General features: G+C 36.5%; 15 protein-coding genes. All 15 read right to left on the reverse strand.

What is annotated here, in order from left to right:
* Positions 1–197: 197 nt before the first annotated feature.
* On the reverse strand, positions 198–2,165 hold the full coding sequence (locus LQ50_RS14485) for a methyl-accepting chemotaxis protein (RefSeq protein WP_034630609.1): 1,968 nt from the start codon (positions 2,163–2,165) through the stop codon (positions 198–200).
* A gap of 317 nt (positions 2,166–2,482) precedes the next feature.
* A complete protein-coding gene (locus tag LQ50_RS14490) occupies positions 2,483–3,328 on the reverse strand; it encodes a mechanosensitive ion channel domain-containing protein (protein WP_052144773.1) in 846 nt (281 codons plus the stop codon).
* A gap of 60 nt (positions 3,329–3,388) precedes the next feature.
* Positions 3,389–4,504 (reverse strand): sporulation integral membrane protein YtvI, encoded by a 1,116-nt coding sequence (gene ytvI, locus LQ50_RS14495; protein ID WP_052144774.1) that lies wholly within the window; start codon positions 4,502–4,504, stop codon positions 3,389–3,391.
* A 324-nt stretch (positions 4,505–4,828) separates the two neighbouring features.
* Positions 4,829–5,158, reverse strand: a complete 330-nt coding sequence (locus LQ50_RS14500; RefSeq protein ID WP_034630610.1) for a DUF3895 domain-containing protein — start codon at positions 5,156–5,158, stop codon at positions 4,829–4,831.
* Between the two features lie 104 nt (positions 5,159–5,262).
* The gene (locus tag LQ50_RS14505) at positions 5,263–5,955 is read right to left on the reverse strand and encodes a nuclease-related domain-containing protein (RefSeq protein WP_034630612.1); all 693 of its coding nucleotides are present in this window, start codon (positions 5,953–5,955) and stop codon (positions 5,263–5,265) included.
* A 606-nt stretch (positions 5,956–6,561) separates the two neighbouring features.
* Positions 6,562–7,959: an allantoinase AllB gene (gene allB / locus LQ50_RS14510; RefSeq protein WP_034630613.1), complete on the reverse strand. Its 1,398-nt coding sequence runs from the start codon at positions 7,957–7,959 to the stop codon at positions 6,562–6,564.
* Between the two features lie 19 nt (positions 7,960–7,978).
* Positions 7,979–8,893 carry a dihydroorotate dehydrogenase gene (locus LQ50_RS14515; RefSeq protein ID WP_034630615.1) on the reverse strand — a complete coding sequence of 305 codons (915 nt, stop codon included), beginning with the start codon at positions 8,891–8,893 and terminating at the stop codon, positions 7,979–7,981.
* Complete coding sequence (locus LQ50_RS14520; RefSeq protein ID WP_034630617.1) at positions 8,893–9,675, reverse strand: dihydroorotate dehydrogenase electron transfer subunit; 783 nt, start codon at positions 9,673–9,675, stop codon at positions 8,893–8,895. The genes LQ50_RS14515 and LQ50_RS14520 overlap by 1 nt, the downstream gene beginning before the upstream one ends.
* 2 nt (positions 9,676–9,677) lie before the next feature.
* Entirely contained in the window at positions 9,678–10,934 is a 1,257-nt protein-coding gene (locus LQ50_RS14525; RefSeq protein ID WP_052144775.1) for a Zn-dependent hydrolase, read from the reverse strand.
* Between the two features lie 96 nt (positions 10,935–11,030).
* Positions 11,031–12,632 carry a PucR family transcriptional regulator gene (locus LQ50_RS14530; RefSeq protein WP_034630621.1) on the reverse strand — a complete coding sequence of 534 codons (1,602 nt, stop codon included), beginning with the start codon at positions 12,630–12,632 and terminating at the stop codon, positions 11,031–11,033.
* 24 nt (positions 12,633–12,656) lie between these two features.
* Entirely contained in the window at positions 12,657–13,928 is a 1,272-nt protein-coding gene (locus tag LQ50_RS14535; protein ID WP_034630624.1) for a TRAP transporter large permease, read from the reverse strand.
* On the reverse strand, positions 13,925–14,413 hold the full coding sequence (locus tag LQ50_RS14540; RefSeq protein WP_034630627.1) for a TRAP transporter small permease: 489 nt from the start codon (positions 14,411–14,413) through the stop codon (positions 13,925–13,927). The genes LQ50_RS14535 and LQ50_RS14540 overlap by 4 nt, the downstream gene beginning before the upstream one ends.
* Before the next feature lie 106 nt (positions 14,414–14,519).
* Positions 14,520–15,614, reverse strand: a complete 1,095-nt coding sequence (locus LQ50_RS14545; RefSeq protein WP_034630630.1) for a TRAP transporter substrate-binding protein — start codon at positions 15,612–15,614, stop codon at positions 14,520–14,522.
* 327 nt (positions 15,615–15,941) lie between these two features.
* Positions 15,942–16,928, reverse strand: a complete 987-nt coding sequence (gene pyrF / locus LQ50_RS14550) for an orotidine-5'-phosphate decarboxylase (RefSeq protein ID WP_237563717.1) — start codon at positions 16,926–16,928, stop codon at positions 15,942–15,944.
* The coding region (locus LQ50_RS26030; protein ID WP_237563718.1) for a hypothetical protein at positions 16,900–17,133 on the reverse strand (234 nt) is incomplete at its 5' end. The genes LQ50_RS26030 and pyrF, both read right to left, overlap by 29 nt.

Consider the following 17,133-nt stretch of genomic DNA (forward strand, 5'->3'; position numbering starts at 1 on the left):
TGTCAACCGAAACATCGGTAGATTTCTATTAAATCTTGATTAAAAAATTGCATTAGTGTAATAGTAACCCTATTATGATATTACTTTACAACTACTCCTAGTTAATCTAATCACTATACGTACATATGACGACAAGGAATGTATGTTATTCTCGGTAATAATCAACACAACATTCCCTTTTATTAAAACACCCTTCCTTAATACCTAAATTTAGAAATAACCATTTTCAACTCTTCCGCCATTTCAGTTAAAGACTTAGCAGAACTAGCTATTTCCTCCATAGAAGCGAGTTGCTCTTCAGTAGAAGCGGCAACTTCCTCAGATGTAGCCGAATTACCTTTTGCAATCAGAGCTAATTCGTTAGCCGTTGAATTTACTTCTTGCACGCCTGCTGCCATTTGTTCTGCTGTTGCTGATACTTCTTGTACTTGTGGAGTGATGGCTCTCATGCTTGAAAGAATCTCGCCAAATTTAGCGAGCGCTTCATGTGAAATAGTCATTCCGTCATTTACGTTACTTGTTACAAGAGACATTTTTTCAACAGATGTTTCCGTATCTTTTTGAATTCCCTGTATTAAGTCAAAGATTTGTTTGGCCGAGTCTTGGGATTGTTCAGCGAGTTTTCTCACTTCATCTGCTACAACAGCAAATCCTTTTCCATGTTCTCCCGCTCTTGCTGCTTCAATCGCAGCATTTAAAGCTAAAAGATTCGTTTGTTCGGCAATGCCCGTTATCACATCTAATATAGTCGAAATCTCTTTCGACCGATCTGAAAGTGATTGAATCATCGTATTGGATTCAGAAACAGACGCTTGAATAGAGTTCATTTGGTTAATAGTATTTTGAAGAGCTTCATTTCCTTCTTCAGCCTGCATAGTCGTATTTTGTGTCAACTCTGCTACATTAGTTGAGCTTTCTGCAATTCTTACCACTCCAATTGATAATTCATCAAGGGATTGCGAATTTTTATCCAACCCAGTAGTTTGTGTTTCAGCACTGCTAGCAACCGATTGAATCGAACTTGCCACTTGTGAAGTAGCTGCACTCGTTTCTTCTGCACTCGCTGTTAATTCCTCGGCAGATGCTGCTACTTGGTCGGCACTACTATCAACTTGTTGAATAAGGGTTCTAAGGTTAGACTGCATCTCATTAAAAGCCGCCCCTAACTGGCCAATTTCATCATTCGACTTTATTTCAATTCGTTCTGACAAATTACCCTGACTTACGGTTACGGCTGTGTCCTTTAAGTTTCTAATTGGTTTAATAATTGACCCTATGATGAAGTAGACAACGATGCCCCCAAGTACTACTGCAATCCCTATGACGATAAGTGTTGTATTAAAGATAGAGGAAGCAGCTATATCAATCTCCTCACTAAACATAGTCCCACCAATTTTCCAACCAGTAACCTCATTGGTAACGAATGTCATATGTTTCGCGTGACCATCCATTTGATAGTGAATCTCTCCAGTATCTCCCCCATACATTTGCTCATAGAAAGGTTCGCTTGCTTCTGTTCCTCCTTCGATCGTTGGATGAGAAATAAACTTTTGATTTTTATCAAGGAGAATCGCATAACCTTCATCTCCAATTTGTACGGAATTAATCAGTTCTTGAAGGTGATTTAAGTGCACACTAACGGCCACGACACCAGAACCATCTTGTATCGCTTTAGAAACGGTAATAACCATATCATCTGTACCCGCTGCAATGTACGGTTCTGATATGATAATCTCCCCTTTTTGTTGCATCGCATCGGTATACCAAGCTCTTACTCTTGGGTCATAATCAGGTTCCATCGCCACTTGAGGTTCTTGAATAAATAATCCATCTTCCTCTGTCCCTACAAAAATACTAGTCGCTTCAGGGTGAAGCCTAGCGTATTGCGCGAACTCTGTTCTTAACTCTGGACTTGCTTCTTCGTCATATAAAGAAGCTGTTATCGTTTCTGAAAAAACATTCATATCGTTGATTTTCGGATAAATCGTATGATCAACTAATGAGTTTAATAGATTGATATTTTGGTTAGAAGCATCAATTATTTCATATTCCACTGCATTTTTAGCAGAGTTATAGGCTAATAAGCCAATGCTAATCGACGGGACAATGAGGATTAAAGCAAAAGAAATAATTAGCTTCGTTCTTAAGTTGTTAAATAAATTCATTATAGCCTCCAATAAAGTTTGATTAGATAAAAAAAATCTCCATTATAATATCGGCCTAAAATGAGATTACTTTAATCATAATTGTTAAACGCTAGACCATTGTCCGTTGTTAGCATAATCCAGATCACAAACGTGCCCCCCTCACCTTACGAAAGTCAGACTATGGAGAACCGTGATCACAGTCTTCTCACTCATCCATTCTCATATTCTTACCCACGTCAAAAGAGCGTTCCCTCCAGCGGAAACGCCCTTTTGATTCCATCCTTTTAAGCTATCAATCGCTATGCACAACGATCATCCATGTATCACGATAAAGATTATCCTATCTCCACCTCTTCATTCCCCTTCACAAACTCAAGGATCTCCCTCCAAATAATATCCTCTGTCCTCTTCAATTTTCTCGGTTCCGTTAAATAACGCAACGTTAACTTAATATACCCATCACTCACCGAAACAGAAACGGCTGGTGTTAAATCTTGAGAATGTAGCATGTATTTTTTCGAAGCTTCTACGACCTTGTCTCTAGCTTCTGTCGATAGATGCTCTGTATGTTTGTTCAAAATCGTTTCAAACTGAGCCTTCGCTACTTCCCATTCACTCCCAAGAGTCAGTCTCACGTCCATTTCACTCCAAATATACCCAAATCCCTTACTCGCATTAGAAACAGCATGTGTAAAAATATAATTATTCGGAATGTGAACAACTTTTCCTGTACTTTGTTCTCCTTCAGCATTTGGTGTTACTTCCATCATGACAATGTGAAAGATTTTCTGGTCAATCACATCCCCTGCACGATCATTGACAACCACTCTGTCCCCCACTTCAAATGGCTTTTGAATGACAATGATCAGCAAAGCCGCAATGTTAGTAAAAATTTCTCGCAGTGCAATCGCAATCCCGGCTGAAATGAACCCAACATAGATCGTTAAATCAAGCCTCGATTCAGACCATAACATGACAAAAATAACGAGCAAAATCACAGAATGTAAATAATAAAGCCTTTTACGAGTAATGTAGTACAAACTATGGTCTTTAATCGTCTTATGAAGTACCTTATTTGTAATTCTAATAACCTTGTAATAAATAAGGACAATCACAAACGATAACAAAGCTTTGTAAATAATGGGGTTTGCCTGAAAATACTGTATTACTTCTTGCATCATAACTACTTCTCCTACAAATTTTTTTCGTTTGGATACATTATGTACCTAAGGTTTATAGCGTCACCTTTCCCCTTTTATAAATCGCCATATCCCTTCAAATAGTTTTGCCTCGTGGAAGGAAAGGAGCAAAACTAAGATCACTGGACCAATAAATAACCCGATAAAACCAAACAATTGTAACCCTACAAATAATGAAATTAGCGTTGCCAATGGATTCAGGCCAAGGCTCGATGACAATACTTTTGGTTCTGCTAATTGTCGTAATGTGATGGTGAGTGCATATAGAATTAACAGCCCCACTCCTAAAAAAAGATCACCAGTCATCATGCTATAAATGCCCCATGGAATTAAAATAATCCCCGTTCCAAGATACGGCAATAAGTCCACGACCCCAAGAATAAGTGCGATCGTTAAGGCATGCTCAACTCTCAATATAAAAAGTCCAATCAAATTAACGACTGCTGTCATACTAATTAAGATAAATTGTGCAGTCAAAAACCCGATCAGTTTAAATTTCAAATCGCGATAGACTTGAGCCATTTGTTCCAACAGGCGTTTTGGCAGATTCTTTTTCACAATGGCTTGAAGTCGATGCCAATCCTTACTAATGAAATATAGGGAAAGAAGGACAAAGACGAAAACCGTTAATGTAATCGGAAGCGCTCCAATAAATTGCGAGAGGCTGTTCGCAATAGCTTGCCCAGCATTTCCAAGCAGAGAAGCAAACTGACCTCCAAGCTGCTGGATGCTATTTTCAATCGCATCTCTTTGCGCAACATCTAGCTCATCAATGAACCCGAGCCCTCTTGCCCAAAGAGGAAGGATATGATCATTCACATACGCTTGGATATGGGTGGAAATTGTCTCAACTTGATCAGGAACGAGTCTTGATAAATACTGAAAACCATCAATCAGTTTGATAATCTCTAACGTTAACACGCCACCAACCAACCCAAATAAAAACAAAATACCAGTTAACACTGCCAATGGCCTTGGGAATCTCGCTGACCTCTCCAACCAATTCACGACCGGATTCATGCAAAAAGCAATCCCCAATGCAATTAAAAATGGAAACGTCAGCCAAACAACATAATAAAAAGCCAGCCAACCTAAAACCAGTAATAAAGCTACAATCAACACTCGAACAATAACTTGAAGCACCCTATTATCAAACACCCACTCACCTCCTCGTTTTTCTTCTTTACCTCAAAATGGAAGATTTGAACCATAGCACTCGTTATTACTCTCATCTTTACCAAATTCTAAATTTACATAATGTAAGAAAAAGACCTTTACCAAAACAGGCAAAGGTTCTACTTTCATTCTTAATACCCCCTCCACCAATGGCAAAGGTCTCGTTAACGACATTATGCTACAGCTTCTCCCTTTATATAGGAAGTATTTGGTTATTTGAGAATATCATAATGGATTATCCCTATAAAAACAACGAGATCTCTTTATTTACGTAATTTCTCATAATCAGAAGGATACATTCCCTTACTAAAACAAACTAAGCTGCCCCATTTCCGGTTCTGGATCTTCTTTCGTTTCTTTTTTGGTTTGCTCTAGTTCCTTTTCCTTATTATCTGAAATTACACCAACTCGTTTGTATTGGACGGTATTTTCGCCAAGATTCATTTCAATAATTGAACCCTTAACGTAGCTTTCGATCTCAAGTGCAACTTGAGGATAGATCTTATATTTTCCGGTTGAATAGGTTTCTGAACTTGAACCGTTCTCGATTAAGTAATCACATAGTTCAGTAAGACTAAAAAACTCATGTCGTGTAACATAATCCTTGATCAGTTCTTTTTCCTTATATGAGAGCAAGAAAATGCCTCCTCTTTTTTAAAAGTATAGCTGTAATAAAGTCTATTGTATCAAAGATATGGATAAGGTGTTGAGGTGAATTATCATTTAACTCCCCTTTGAGTCTATGCTCCTGATTTCTTCTTGATCTTGAACTGATCGCTATGTACTTTTTTGATTGTAGCATCTGCACGAGCATACTTGTTTAATTTAGCGAAAACCTCGTCTACATTAAAAGGGGTTAATATTTTGTCCAAGTTATTCGTATCATTCTGAACCGTTTTCAATAAATCAGGTCTTTTTATTACTTTTACACCAGGAGAATGAACATGTACTTTCTTTAATGTGCATCTCTCACTAAAAATAATATAGGACTTTAATAGAGAACCTTCTATTTCTAATTTCTGCTTCAATGCATTGATATGCCTGCTGTTTTGCCAGATAGGATTGAAAAATTGATATTTATGCATTTTCGGTGGTAAGGTTTGAGTCCAGTATCTATTGCTCTCATCTCCATAAATCCAGCCACTATAATTCTTCGATTCAAGAACATACAATCCTGTCTCTGTGATCAGAAGAAGATCAATCTCCGTTGTTTTCCCATCCTTAGTGGGGATATATAAATTGGTCATGAGCCGTTTATACCCACTTACATTCTTCAAAACCGAAAAAGTTAAATACTCTCCGTAGTTGCCTTTATCATTCATCGTATCAAAATATCCGTTCCCACTTGCCTTTGTATATTTTGTATTTCGGAACTTTTTGTAAGGGATGAAAATAACTAGTCCAATTATCAAAAAAAATAATAGATATTCCATTTTAGTCCCCTTTCTTAATGTTCATTATATTCATGTTTACTATTATAATCTTACATCATTTTTTGTTATATTATGTAAGATTTTGAAGTTTTTGATTAAGAAACAGATCTTAAATAAAAAGATACTCAAGTTACAGTGCATGATACCTAGAAACTCGCAAACAAGGGACGACGATTTATATAACGATTATACACCAGCTCGTGCGAACAAAAAGAAATACAAAGAGGCACCTTAAAAATCAATTAACTCAAAAAATAATAATAAGGAATGAACCACTTTGCGTAAGCGTCCATCCCTGTTCTGTATCCAATTGCTCTATTTAAACATAGAAAAATCTAAGTTTTTTACTTCAAATTGAGTTAACACCCACTATAATCATGATGCTAATTTGAAACCATCGGAACTATATTACTTAGAAAAGTTAATTCCCCTCATCACTGTCATTACAATTAGGATTGCAGGTAGGGCAACAATGAACAAGATAGCATCTAGCTGTTGTTAAATCGGATTATATAGCCCTATTGTCTCTGGTAAATTGCTTGTTTCTACAACGGAATTCTTCATTCCATCTACCATAATTATCCATATTATTTAATCGCCTCCAACTTAGCTTAGGTGAGGACTCACTAATTGCCCGATTGGCTGCTTGTTAATTTCTCCATATTTCATAACCACATGACCACGAACAATTGTAGACATAGGCTTTCCTTTTAATTGATAACCATCGTAAGCAGTAATTTTACTTTTGCTGTGGAGATTCTCTCGTTTAAATGTATATTCTTTATTCATATCAACAATCGTTAAATCAGCATCTTCTCCAATTTGAATTGAACCTTTTTTAGGGTAAATATCAAATAGCTTAGCAGGTCCTTCTGAAAGTAACAAAACCAGATCACTTAATTCTATTTGCCCTTTGCTAGCTGCATCTAGCATTAAAGGAGCTAATGTCTCTACCCCACACATCCCTGCAGGGACCGACCATAAATCCCCATCTTTTTCTTGCTCTGTATGAGGAGCATGATCAGAGCAAACAAGTGTAATAGTTCCATCTTTTATAGCTTCCCACAACGCTTCTTGATCTTTTTTATACTTTACAGGAGGATATACCTTCATTTGTGGACCGATTTCATCATAATCTTCATTGGATAAAAACAAATAATGTGGACATGTTTCAGCCGTTATGGAATAACCTTCTTTTTGTGCTTGACGCACAAGTTCGACACCTTCACTTGTGCTAACATGGAGAATATGTAGTCTTGCACCAGTTTTTTTCGCCATGGCAATTCCTGATTGAATGGTTAACTCCTCTGCTAAATTCGGTCTTCCTTCGAGTAACTCTTGATACGGTTCCCTCTCACCAGCTTCTACTCGATTCGTTAAATGTTGAATGAGATCATTGTTCTCTGCATGAATAGCCAGGACTTGACCTGTTTTGGCAACCTCTGTAAAGATGTCAAATACATCGCCATCGCCGAAAGGAGGAATTACATCTTTCATTCCCGTTTTATAGTTATACATTAGCTGGAAGGTCTTTTCATGAACAGCATACCCCCAGAAAAACTTAAAACCAATAACACCAGCTTTTTTTAGATGTTTAATTTCTTCTAAATTTAAATGACCAAGTGAAATAGCCCAAATACCAAAATCGACTAACGCCTTACTTGAAAGATTGTTAACCTGGATGTTAAAATTCTCTACATTATTTATAGGTGGGTTCGTGTTCGGCATCTCAAATACAGTGGTGATACCTCCTGCAGCTGCTGACATTGATGAGTGAAAAAAATCTTCTTTATAAGTAGCACCTGGATCACGTGAGTGTATATGTGTATCAATAAAACCAGGAAAAATGTATTGACCATTCGCATCAATGACTTCGGTTGTTTCCACGGGTAATTGTTCAGCTGTAACGGCCACAATTTTCCCATTGTTTATATAAATAAAGCCTTTAAATTGTTCTGTACTTGTTATGATTGTTCCATGTTTAACAACTAAATCCCATTTCAATTAAAAACCTCCCTTTGCTCTAATCTATAATCACTTGACCTCTTAATCTTTCAATTGATTCAATTTGGTGGCGTTCCATATACTTTTCTATTTCTGCAATTATATTAACCATTGCAGTTGGTTCTATAAAACTAGCAGTACCAACTTGTACTGCTGTTGCTCCTGCAAGTATCATTTCGATTGCATCTTCTCCATTTACAACTCCACCACACCCAATAATTGGAATTTTAGCCACTTGAGCAACTTGATATATAAGACGAACGATTACTGGTTTTACAGCTGGTCCAGATAATCCCCCCATCACATTTCCAATTTTCGGTCTTCTTGTTTCTGGATCTATTGCCATCGCTAACAATGTATTAGCTACATTCAACGAATTACTACCTGCTTCTTCTGCTGCGATTGCAATCTCTTGAATACTTGTCACATTTGGAGTTAACTTAGAAATGATTGGCTTATCAGTTACAGACCTAACTTTTTTAACAAGAGTATATGTCAGATCAGCATCCATTCCAAACGCAAGCCCATTTCCTTTCAAATTTGGACAAGAAATATTCAGCTCAAGTGCTCTAACAGCTTCACTTTCTGCTATGATTTCGGCTAATTCTGCAAACTCATCAATTGAACTAGCAGACAGGCTTGAGATTAACGGGGGATTAAATTGAGCATAGTATGGGATTATACACTTCATAAAATGCTTTACCCCCTTGCTTTGGATACCAATTGAATTAATCATTCCAGCAGTTGTCTCACAAACACGAGGGGTTTTATTTCCAGGTCTTTCTTCCATCGTAATGCTTTTCGGTACAATGGCTCCTAGCTGATTAAAGTCAAAAGCACGATCCATTTCAGGTCCAAAAGCTCCCGATGCAGGCATAATTGGGTTTCTTAACAAAAGCCCTCCAATATCAACTTCTAGTTTAGGAGTTTTCATTATAAAATCACCTTTTCTATCGGAAAGACTGGCCCTTCATGACACACTCTCACACTTTTAATCTTGTCTCCAACTCGAATGTCACAGACACAGGCAAAACAAACCCCCATAGCACACCCCATATGTTCTTCAAGTGCAATCTCACCTGGGATGTTATCTCGTTTTGCAATTTTTTGTATAATCTTAGCTAGCCTCTTAGACCCACAGGTGTATAGCGAATCAATCTTCGAATACAAGGAAATTTTTTTAATGAGAGCTTCAACTTTTGTTACATCACTATTTCCTACTTCATCTGTTACTTTATAAATTATAACTCCTATACTCTCTAAAAATTCTGTCGCTAATAGATCATCCTCGTGCCGTGCACTTAAAATAGCGTGGACTTTCTTACCATTACGAGCTGCAGCATAAGCTAAAGCTGCAAGTGTCGCCACGCCTACTCCTCTTGCTAAAAGTAAAATGGTTTCATCCTCCTCCCGAAGTCGAAATCCAACGCCTAGCGGACCAAAAATATCGACGTTAGTACTCTTTTTTAAATTAGTCATTCGCTTCGTACCAATTCCTTTAACTAAATAAAGGAATTCCAGTGTTTTTTCCTCATTATCGATTCGATACACACTTAAAGGTCGGCGAAGAAAAGGATACACATTCTGATCACATTTAATATTAAAAAACTGACCAGGCTGTACAGTTAAATTAATTTCTGAAAGATCAACCTTCATATGCCAGTAACGATCGCTTACTTGAAGATTCGTAAGAATTTTCACTTGATGTGTTTTCATTTCTAGGCTTCCCTCCTTACATTCTCGTCAGCTAGAATAGCATAGGACAGGACCAATTCTTTAAGAACCTTCATTCCATTAACAATATCATCAATCTCTGTAAATTCGTCTGGATGATGACTAATTCCATTTACCGATGGAACAAAAATTAAAGCTGCAGGCCAACGTTTTGCCATGTACATTGCATCATGTCCAGCACCACTTGCCATAAACATATATGGAATGTTATTTTTCTCACAGATAGAGCTAATTTCTTTTATAACCTTTTGATCCATATGAACAGGCTCCTCTTCTGTCATCCATTCAATTCCCACTTTGACTTTTCGTGACTTCTCGACCCTCTTTAGCTCAGCTTTAATTTTTTCAAGCACCCGATTTCTCGATGAAACATCCGTGCTCCTAATATCAATTTTTAAATTCGCCTTACCAGGAATTACATTCATGGCACTAGATAAAACATCAACCACCCCAACTGTTGCAACAGTACCAAACTTTGCTTCCTCTATTGCGGCATCTTCAACCTTTAGTGCAATTTCTGCTGCAGCCAAAAAGGCGTCCTGTCGATTCTCCATACTAGTCGTACCTGAATGAGCCCTTTTCCCTACAATTGTTAGAGCAACTCTTAAAGGCGCAGCTATACCCGTAACAATTCCTATTGTCTTCTTATAAGTTACTAATTGACTGCCTTGTTCAATGTGTAATTCTAAAAACACTTTCAATTCTGACTCTTTTCTTACTGCATGTTCGATATGGTCAAAATTTAATGATTGTTTCTCAAAGACTTCTGGAACCGTATAATTATTTTTATCTTTTAGTTGTTTAACATAGTCTTTGTCTATAGCACCTATTATTGCCTTACTTCCAAGAGTAGAGAAATTAAACCTAGAAGACTCCTCACACGCAAAGACAATTAGCTCAATTGGGTGCAATGTTTTTATCTCTCCCTCTTCTAACATGCGAAAGATTTCCAAACCGGCTAAAACCCCAATTGTACCATCATACTTTCCACCGCCGTATACCGTGTCTAAGTGAGATCCAACAGCCACTGCTGGCAATGAATCATTTAAACCAGGTCTTCTAACAATAAGATTTCCGGCCGCGTCTTCTTTTGCCTGTAGACCGATAAGTTCACATTGTTCTCGAATGAAATATTTTGCTTCTTTATCTTCCACCGTATAAGCTAAACGATTTATTCCACTTTCTGTGAGACCTATTTGGTTAACCTTATCTAATGTTTTAACAATTCTCGCTCTATTCAATATAACCACCCTCAATCTTTATTCTTATATAATAAGAATACAACTTTTATCAAGGGTTAACCTATGTCCAATAAGCCAAGAAATGATGAATTTCTTTTATCTAAATCGATAATCACTATTGAGAAAGTGATGAATTTTCAACCCCATGTTTAACATTATTTTTTCTTCCGTATTTTGAAGGCTTAGTCCAGTTATAAGTTTAATTTTCTGTAAACGATACTTAAGTGTATTCACATGAATGAATAAATGATTTGCTGTCGCTGTTAGAGATTCATTGCATTTAAAGTATTGTTCTATGGTTTCAATAAGATCTAGTTCCCCTGGCTTTTCATTTGATACTAACTCCCCTATCGTTTCATTAAAAAATTGCATCAATTCTTCTCGACCTTCAACGAGTGCAATGAGACCATACAGCCCTATTTGGTTAAAATAAAAGATTAATTGATCTTTCCAAAATACAGGTCCAAACGTCACTGCTTGCTCAGCTTCTCGAAAACTTTTCCTTAGACCATCGACACCTTGATAAGTCCGACCAATACCCAAATAAACATCTACTCTTAAAATCAGTTTAATCTCTTTAGAAATTTCTTTTATGACCTGCATTAGTTCTTGTTTCGACCTAGTTTTAACAGGGAATAAAATATATAGCGAATGCCTGACAGACCCTATGATAACCTCGTTATCAATCCGCTCTAGCCCTGATTCAATTCTTAGCATATTTTCTGTGAACAACTCACCATTCTTAATCGACTGACCACTCACTGATATACACACATACTCATCGTTTTCCTTAAAACCATAAATTTTTCCTTTTTCAACAAGATCTTGTTTATTTACAAATTGGTTGAAAAATAAATCTCTAAAGAAATCATTACGATATTGTTGTTCAATTTCATATCGAACTTTTTTCCTTAAAAAATCTAAAGACAACAACTTTGAAGCCTTTTCTAAAATTGCAAGTTCTATTTCAATATATTCATTAAACCCAAAGCTTGTAATACAACCAAATAACTTTCCTTCAAGTAGAATGGGGGAAACTATACAAGATTCAACTAGCTCTCCTTCTATTACTCTAGGCATCCTGACCGCACGTCCTACCAATTCAAGTTCAATAATTTGTTGATTCGTCAATGGTTCGAATAAAGATTTCTTAATAGGTACTTCAATATATGGGACAAGACTCTCTAAAAATACCTTATTCTTAATTAATGTAGATAACGTCTCAAGAAACTGGCTAATCCCATTCTCAGACAATGTAATTTCGCTTAGTAAGCTACTAGCTTGGTCTAGATCTTCCTGTAAAATTACTTTTTCATTAAAAATAGTATTCATTGCTGGAGTTAAGATATCTAAGTAACTCACTTCTTCAGGTATTACAATAATTGGTAGACCATATTGTTCAGACTTTTTAATCATAATCTCAGGAACTGACCCAATAAAGCGATTAGCTTTAATTGCCAAAGCTCCTGTACCCACTTCATGTAGACGATCAATTAACTCTGCTTGGGCATTAAGATTATCCTTTATCGGATACAAACTAGAAAGTAACAACTCATTTCCCTTTAGCCAATTGATTATATCTGGAACTTCCATCACTGTTACATAGGAAATTGTCCTTGATAAGCCACTATGACCTGACACGACTTTACAGTGGCGCAATCCCCCAACTTTTAATAGTTTATTTAGAGTGCTTCCCATTTTTCCCTCCTAGACTGCTAGATTTTAAAAAAATCGGAGTAAGAATAATGATGCATCAGGTACATAAGTAATAACTAGTAAAGCCAATACATTTACTGCAAAAAAACGTAACAATCCTGGCATCATTTCACTTATTTTCAAATTTGTAATCCCTTGAGTGACAAAGATATTAATCCCAAATGGTGGCGTATACATACCAATTGCTAAATTAAATATCATGATTACTCCTAAATGAACAGGGTCTATTCCTAGTGCGATTGCTGTCGGGAAAATAAGTGGAGCGACAATAATAATGGCTGCTACCCCCTCCATAAACATCCCTAATATCAAAAGAACTACATTTAAAATAATTAAGAATAATATGGAAGATTCAATAGTTGTCGTCATCCAACCGGCAATTGCTTGTGGAACTTGCCCTCTGGTTAACATCCACCCTAATACCTGAGCTGCTGCAACAAGTACGAGAACTTGGGCTGTTAGAATACCTGAATCAATACAGACTCTATACAATTTCTTTAATGTCAATTCTCTATACACAAACATACTAATTAACAAAGCATAAACCGCTGAGACGCCAGCTGCTTCTGTAGGGGTAAAGATCCCTCCGTATATACCACCTAGAATAATCACTGGAATTAATAGCGCCCAACCAGCTTTTAACGTGGAGTTAAGTAACTCTTCTTTAGATGCTTTTTTATCACGCTCTAAATTGTTCTTTTTGGAATAATAGTAAATATAAATGATAGAGGAAATTCCATAAATGATTCCTGCTCCGATACCCGCTAGAAAAAGCTGCCCAACCGATACACCAGTAACTGAACCAAAGATAATAAGTGTAATACTTGGAGGAATAATTAAGGAAACAGAACCAGATGATGCTAATAATCCAGCTGCGAACCATTTATGATACTGTCCACGTAGCATTTCTGGGTACATGATTTTTCCAATCGCTACTACAGTAGCAGGGCTAGATCCAGATAGGGCGCCAAAAAACATACTTGATACTTGCGTAGTCATAGCTATTCCACCTGAAACGTGCCCTACTAATGCTCGCGCCCACCGTAAAATTCGTTTAGACAAGCCCCCGACTTCCATAATATTTGCAGCTAAAATGAAAAAAGGGAGCGCCATTAACGCAAATTGATCAATCCCACCAAAAAGTCGCTGGATAAGAATCATTGGATTAATTTCAGTAACAAATAACACCGTTAAAAAAGAAGCTAACCCTAACGACACAAAGATTGGCATACTAGAAAATAAAAATATAATTATTAAAATGATTAATACTGTAATCATATTTGCTTCTCCTCTATGCTTTTAGATTGTAAGTTTTTTATATGATGGTACGTATTTATTACTAAATGCATTAAGGACAAAGCTGCCCCGATTGGAATAGCCATATAGATAATGTACATTTTAATCTGCAGGGAAGGAGTTATTTGAGCTGAGTCCATCCCAAACTTGACCAACTCAATTCCGTAATATAATAAAAAAATCATAAAAAGACTTGATGCTATATTTACATATATGGCGATAATAGCTCTCCATTTTTTTGAAACAAACTCGATAAAAAAATCTATTCCAACATGCATGCTTCGACGAAAACATATAGCTGCACCGATGAACGTAATCCAGATCATTACATATCTGATTAGTTCTTCAGCCCAATTGGTATTAGCACTGAATCCATATCGAAGGACGATATTAACAAATAAAATAATTGTAACAACTAGTAAACTAATACCTACAAAGCCTTCTTCGATTCGCTTTACCCTTTTCATATACTTCCCTCCTTGTCTATTGAATGCGGGGTTAATATCTATGGAAAAGAACAAGGAATATACAATTAGCAGATTGCATATTCCTTGTCGTATCGGTTGCTGTTAATTAATTAGTTGTTACTAAATCAATTGCTTCATAGATTTTATCCAACAATTCTAATTGTTCCGGCTTGTTATATACCTCTTTATGCATCGGAAGTGAAGCATTGCGGAACGCTTCAATCTCTTCCTCAGTAAGTTCGTAATAGTTTACACCTGAGTCAATAATCGATTGACGATAGTCATCTTCTACATCGCTTAACGTCTGACGCGCTGCCATTCGTCCTTCTTCTTCAGCTTGAAGAATTACTTGCTTAAGTTCATCAGGCAACCCGCTGAACCAAGCTTGGTTAGCCATAAGGATATATGTCATAGTTCCATGGTAACTTTCAATGATATTCTCTTGTACCTCGTGATAATTGTTCAAATAGATAGTTTGCAGTGGATTTTCTTGTCCATCTACAACACCTTGTTGAAGCGAGTTATAAACTTCAGCATAAGGAACTGGTATTGCATTCCCGCCCCATGCTTCGTATTGTGCAATTAAAAGTGGTGATTCCATAACACGCATAGTTAAACCATTAAAGTCTTCTGGTTGATGAATTTCTTTACTACCAGTTGTAAATAGTTTGAAACCACCTGGCCAATAACCAAGACCTTCAAAACCACCTTGTCCAAGAGTAGACAATACCTCCTGGCCAACTTCTCCATCTAACACCTCATACATTTGAGCATGGTTTGCAGGCCATAAATAAGGAAGATCAACCACTTTAATATCATCAACAAACGGACTAACAACAGCCGAAGGTTGCATAGTGATATCAATTTCTCCTAACTGAGTACCTTCAACTTGTTCACGTAGACTCCCTAATTGAGAAGCAGGGAAAACATTTACTGTTACAGAACCGTTAGTTAATTCTTCAACTACTTCTTTGAATTTCTCAGCCCCAACATGTTCAGGACTTTCGATTGGTTGGTTATGACTAAAAGTAATTTCACGTGAATCAAATTCAGTTGCACTTGCATCAACGACTCCCTCACCTACCGCTTCATCTTCATCAACTTCATCTACTTCTGCACTTTCACTTGTTTCAGTACCTCCACAAGCAGCTAATGCAAAGAAAAAGGTAATTGAAACAAACAACATAAGTAACTTCCTCATTTTCGAATAACACCCCTCTTTTTTGATCTTTTTTGATTTTTCTAAATTAATCTTACCTTCAATTTACATGATCACCAATAGTCCGTTCAGACAATAAAAACAGTATTTTTTCATCTTTTAAGACTATTAATTTATTTAAATACCTAAGTTATTTTTCAGTCTATTAAGAATATTCAATAAACTTTAAACTGATCATTTCCGCAATAAAATAATTTCTTCTTTGTAGATCCACTTACAAATTTATTGAGTCTATCAAGAGGATAAACATACGGTTGAATTTTCTTCTAAAAATTGATTTCTTCTTTGTTTTCTGGCACATAATTATAGTTAGCAATTCATCGTGTGTACTAATTTATTGTTCCTCAGTAACGCTGCATTAATATCTTGATTCATTTGAGCTAGCGACTTTTCTATAGCCAATCTCATTTTCTCTTCACTTAAAAATGTGTGAGCATCATGTATATATGAATATATGATACTTCTACTCGCACTAATCAAAGCTCCTAATCCATCACCATTAAATGCATTGACCACACCGTCTCCAGTTCCTCCCTGTGTCCCATAACCCGGTACTAAAAAGAAGGAATGGGGCATTTTTTCCCTAAACAATTTTAATTTATCAGGGTATGTAGCTCCTATAACCGCTCCTATAGATGAATAGCCTTCTTTACCTATATACCTTTGTCCAAACTCCGACAATAAAACACTTACTTTTTCTGATACAGAACTTCCACATTCCAATTCTTGATCTTGAAAATCTATTGATGATGGGTTACTTGTCTTAACTAAAGCAAATACACCACATCCCTTCTTCCATGCTACATTTGCAAACGGCTCAATACTATCTTTGCCCATATATGGATTAATTGTAATAGCATCAGCTACAGTCTGATTAGAATGATTCCACATTCCACCTCCCAAAAAGGCCTCTGCATAAGCTGTTGCCGTTGTATCAATATCACCTCTTTTTGCATCAGCTATGACAATTAATCCTTGTTCTTGACCATATCGAACCGTTTCCCAAAAAGCCTTCATTCCATGACTTCCGTACACTTCATAATAAGCAAGTTGCAGCTTTATTACAGCCACATTATTTTTAATCGTATCGATAACAAGTTTATTAAAAGTTTCAATAGCAAAGCTAGCTCCTTCAGGATTCTTACCATAAGCTTGCACTGCTTTATCAAGAATAAAATGGGGGAACTTATCTAAATTTGGATCTAGTCCAATTGCTGCATGCGACTTCTTCAACTTGACCTGTTCACACAAAACATCTCCAAAGTGTTTATGCATAATTTTCATTCCTGATGTCATTCATGACACTCTTAATTTGATTAATAAATTTCACTTTAGATCCATAGGACTTTCTTAAAACAAGTGAATTCGGGTCGATTATTCGTGTATACGGCAAAACTGCTTCACTTCTAATCAAAAAGGAGACGGTTTTAGGGGCTGTGGGTATAATTCTATGAAATTTACCAGCAGAGAAAAAATAAGTATCCCCTGTATACAGCTTTTT

This window comes from Halalkalibacter okhensis (assembly GCF_000787375.1).
Classification (GTDB): Bacteria; Bacillota; Bacilli; order Bacillales; family Bacillaceae_D; genus Halalkalibacter; species Halalkalibacter okhensis.